This is a genomic window from Angustibacter aerolatus (assembly GCF_054776675.1).
The window spans coordinates 1-4,261 of sequence record NZ_BAAHBM010000148.1 but is presented as its reverse complement, the minus strand read 5'-3'; the positions used below and the strand labels follow the sequence as shown (position 1 = coordinate 4,261).

Below are 4,261 nucleotides of genomic sequence, written 5' to 3'. Positions count from 1 at the left end.
GCTCGCGACCGAGACCGCCCGCGCGGCCCGGGCCGTGGTGCGCGGCGCGACCGTGCTGGCCCGGCCCGAGGTGCCCGACGCGGGTGGCCCGCTCGCCGTCGCCGGCGACCCGAGCGGCGGCGCCCTGCTGGTGCTCGCCGTCACCGATCCCGAGGCCGCCGACCTCGCGCTCGCGGCGACCCGCGGACCGTTGTCGCTCGTGCTGCACTGAGCCCGGATCAGGCGTCGGACACGGCCTCTCCCGCCTGGCCACGCGCTGCGCTACGTTCGGCCCGCACCTTCAACCACGCGAGGGATCGGAACGCACATGATCAAGGGCTTCAAGGACTTCCTGCTCCGCGGCAACGTGGTCGACCTCGCGATCGCAGTCGTCCTCGGCGGCGCGTTCGGTGCCGTCGTCGCCGCCTTCGCGAAGGACTTCATCGGCGGCCTGATCGGCGTCATCGGCGGCACGCCTGACTTCGGCGCGGCCGGCATCGAGGCCAACGGCAGCAAGATCATCATCGGCTCGACGATCAACGCGCTGATCTACTTCGTCATCGTCGCCGCAGTCGTCTACTTCGCGCTGGTCGTCCCGATGAACGCGCTGGCCGCCCGCCGGAAGAAGGGCCAGGAGCCCGAGACCGCCGCACCGAGCGAGGACATCATCCTGCTCACCGAGATCCGCGACCTGCTCCGCCAGCAGGGTGGCGCCGTCGACGCCCCCTCGACCACCGAGCCGCCGAAGACCCTCTAGCTCCGCCTGCCCAGCGCCCGCCCCGCACCTCGCGAGGCGGGCGCTGCGCGTTCGTCCCTCGCTGGCACGCTCAGGGCCAGACACAGCGCGGACGGCCGCGTCGGTTCGGACCCTGCCCGCTCTCTGCAGCCCCGGCACCGCCCTGCACCCGCAGCCAGCACCGCACATCGTGGCAACCGCGTCCGCTCCGGCGAAGGCCGTTGCCACGATGCCGCCACTCCCCACGCCGCAGCAGCCGAGGGCGTCAGTCCCAGTGCGGGGGACGCTGCTCGAGCAGCCAGCGGTCGTGCTCGTCGAGCGGTCGGGGGCGCTCGCCCCAGCCCTCGTCGGTGTCGTCGCGCGTCTGCTCGGCCGCCGGGCCCTCCCGCTGGGGCTCGGGCTCCGCAGCGGCAGGGGCCTCGTCGGCCTCGTGGCGGGGAGCGTCGGCGTCCGTCACGGGGCACCGCCGGTCTGCACGCGCGAGATCGAGGCGTCGAGGGCCGAGTCGACCGCTGCGCTGCGCCGGGTGAGGCCGAGCTGCTGGCGCGCGAGGGCAGCGAGCTCGTCGCGGGTGCGCAGCACGCCGTCGGAGCCGATCCAGGTCACGACGGCGTCGAGGTCGGCCTCGCTGTAGTCGCCGACGGGCAGGCCGGTCGGCACCCGCGGCCGCATCCCGCTGCGGGCCGGGGCGGGCGGCAGGACGTCGGCGCGGTGCACGTCGCTGTCCCACAGCACGTTCGGACCGCCCGAGGTCGCGACCTGCGGCGCAGGCTGCTCGACCGGGCTGTCACCGCCGGCACCACCCGAGCCGTCCGGCTCGGCGGGCTGGGCGGGCTCGGCCGGGACGTCGGCAGGCACCTCGTGCACCGGCTCCGGCACTGCCACGGGCTCCAGGGCCGCCAGCCGCTGGCGCTCGCGGGCGGCGGCGGCGCGCACCACCTGGTGCACGCGGGACACCTCGCGGGCGGGGTCGCGGAACACGTCGGTCGACCAGATGCGCAGGTGCGTCCAGCCGAGCCGCTCGAGGTGCTCGACCCGCAGGCGGTCGCGGTCGCGGGTCGAGGGCACGGCCGCGTACGTCGCGCCGTCCGACTCGACGGCGACCAGCAGCGGTCCGCCGCGCTCGCCGACGGCGAGGTCGATCGCGGCGCCGTGCGGTCCGACGTCGCGCCGCACCTCGAGCCCGTCGGGTGCGAGCAGCTCGGCGAGGTCGTCGACCACCGTCTCGCGCGCGACCGTGTCGTCGGCCTCGGACGGCGCGTCGTCGGCGCTGGTGAACACGCCGCCCGACCCGGCCCAGGCCATCAGGTCGCGCAGCAGCCGCCGGCCGGCGGCGGCCAGCCGCTCGGCGTCGAGGTCGGCCGCGGCGAACGACGACACGACGGTGAGCCGCGCCCGGGCGGCGGTGGTGGCGGCGAGCAGCCGCCGGTCGCCACCGGGGGCGGCGAGCGCGGCGCACCGGTGCTGCGCGCGGCCGTGCGGGGTGCGGCCGTAGCCGACGGCGAGCAGCACGGCGTCGCGCGAGAGCGAGCCGGCGCCGGTCAGGTCGGTGACGACGAAGCGTTCGGCGCCGCCGGCCAGCAGGTGGTCGGCCAGGCCGGGGTGGTCGGCGAGCGCCACGCGCAGGGCGTCGTCGACGCGCGCGGCGTGCCGGGGGTTGGTGGCGACGACGGCGAGCGTCTCGTCGGGGCGGGACGTCGCGTGCTCGAGCACCAGCTCGACGACGCGCGCCACCTCGGCCTCGGTGCTCTCGACGGCGTCGCCACCGGGGGCGAGCACGCCGGTGCCCTCCACCTCGTCGAGCCGGACGGCGACGTCGCGGTCGGCGGGCAGCAGCAGCGCCAGCAGCCGACCCTCGTGCCCGTGCCGGTTCGCGAGCGCCGGCAGCCGCGGGTCGACGACGCGGTGCACCCGCCGCAGCCGCACGGTGGGCAGCACGTCGCGCAGCGCGTCGAGCAGCGTGGGGCCGAGCGCGTCGGGCACGACGACCTCTTCGCCGGGGGCCGGCTCGGTGAGCTGCAGCGGCACGGGCGGCGGCGCGGCCGGGTCGCCGACCACGACGACCTGGCGGGCACGGGCGATCGCGCCGACCGCCACCTGCGGCAGCATGCCGGCGGCGGCGTGCAGCACGACCACGTCGACGGTGTCGTCGCCGGCGAGCACGTGCGGCACGGTGAGCGGGCTGAGCAGCCACACCGGGCGCGCGGCGGCGACGACGTCGGGGGCCGCGGCGTCGAGGTCGCGCAGCTCGAGGTGCAGCCCGATGCGCGCGGCCTCCTCGAGCAGCCGGGTGGCCTGCTGCGGGTGCGCGTCGAGTGCGGCGACCAGCCGCTCGGCCACGAGGCGGCGCACCTGCGGGGCCCCGGCGGCCACGTGCCGGGCGTCGGCGGCGGCGTACTCGCGGGCGATCACACGCAGTCCCTCGCCGTCGTGCCGGCCGTACGCCGGGTCGGCGGCGGCGACCTGCTCGAGCACCGACGTCCACCAGACCCGCTCGAGCTCGGCGCCGACGTCGTCGGGCTGCACGACGCGGGCGGCGAGGTCGGCCACGAGCGGCTCGAGCCCGGCCCCGGCGAGCTGCGCGCGCAGCGCGACCACGCGGGGCAGCACCGACAGGCCGGACGTCGCGCCGGCCAGCCGCTGCAGCCGCGCGGTGAGGGCGTCGACCGGCAGGGCGGCGAGGTCGCCACCGTCCGAGGTGCCGGTGAGCCGCCCACCCAGCCAGTCCAGCCCCTCGCGGACGCCGGCGACGAGCCGCTCGGTCTCGTCGAGCCCGGCCGGCAGCTGGGGGCGCGCGCCCGGCCCGACGCGCAGCTGCCACTGCTCGCGCTGCTCGTGCGCCAGGGCCAGCGCGGCGTGCAGGTCGTCGGGCGGGGGGCCGGGCCGCAGCAGCCGGCGCGCACGGGCGGCGAGCCGGCGACGCTGGTTCCAGCTGAGCTCCACCCCGTGCTGCGCGCGCCAGGTCGGCGTCGCGGTGGCGGCCACGGCGTCGGCGAGCGAGGTGTCGAACACCGCGGGCTGGAAGACCTCGAGCGTCTGCCGCACCGAGCCGACCAGCCCGACGGCCTCGACCCACGCGGCCACCGTGTCGGCGGGCGGCATGCCGGCCTGCTCGAGGAGCGCGGTGGAGCGGGCGCGGGCCGCCGGCAGGTCGTGCTCGAGCAGGCTGCGCACCAGGGTCAGCGCGCGCTGCACCTCGGCGTCGTCGACCAGCCGGGCGCCGAACCACGGGTCGTCGTCGGGGCTGACCCGGAAGGCGCCCAGCTCGGCGGCCTCGCGCAGCCGGTCGGTCAGCGCCGCGAGCTCGTCCCTGCCGAGCGCCTGCAGCCGCTTGCCACGCACCCGCACCCGCGAGCGCGGTGCGGGCCGGCGTCCGGTGAGGTCGGCGAGCGCGACCTGGGCGTCGAAGGCGCTGACCCCCCACGGCGCGCGACGGTCGTGCAGCGAGCGCACGTGCCCGGCGAGCGCGGCGCGGCGCGGCACCAGCTGCTCGAGCGCGTCGTCCGCCGCCGGCCGGGGCACCTGGCGCACCGCCTCGATCGAGGC

3 protein-coding genes and 1 pseudogene are annotated in these 4,261 nt (G+C 77.9%); 2 read left to right on the top strand and 2 right to left on the bottom strand.

The genetic code is table 11. The annotated features are described in order from the left end of the window. Positions 1-211, top strand: a pseudogene (locus ACYVI6_RS18175) (hypothetical protein); the annotation flags it as partial. A gap of 96 nt (positions 212-307) precedes the next feature. Beyond that, the gene (gene mscL / locus ACYVI6_RS18170; RefSeq protein WP_460447712.1) at positions 308-736 is read left to right on the top strand and encodes a large conductance mechanosensitive channel protein MscL; all 429 of its coding nucleotides are present in this window, start codon (positions 308-310) and stop codon (positions 734-736) included. A gap of 244 nt (positions 737-980) precedes the next feature. Here mscL and ACYVI6_RS18165 read toward each other — a convergent pair whose 3' ends face one another. Beyond that, positions 981-1,172, bottom strand: a complete 192-nt coding sequence (locus ACYVI6_RS18165; protein WP_460447711.1) for a hypothetical protein — start codon at positions 1,170-1,172, stop codon at positions 981-983. After that, positions 1,169-4,261: hypothetical protein (locus tag ACYVI6_RS18160; RefSeq protein WP_460447710.1), on the bottom strand; the 3,093-nt coding region annotated here is incomplete at its 5' end. The genes ACYVI6_RS18160 and ACYVI6_RS18165, both read right to left, overlap by 4 nt.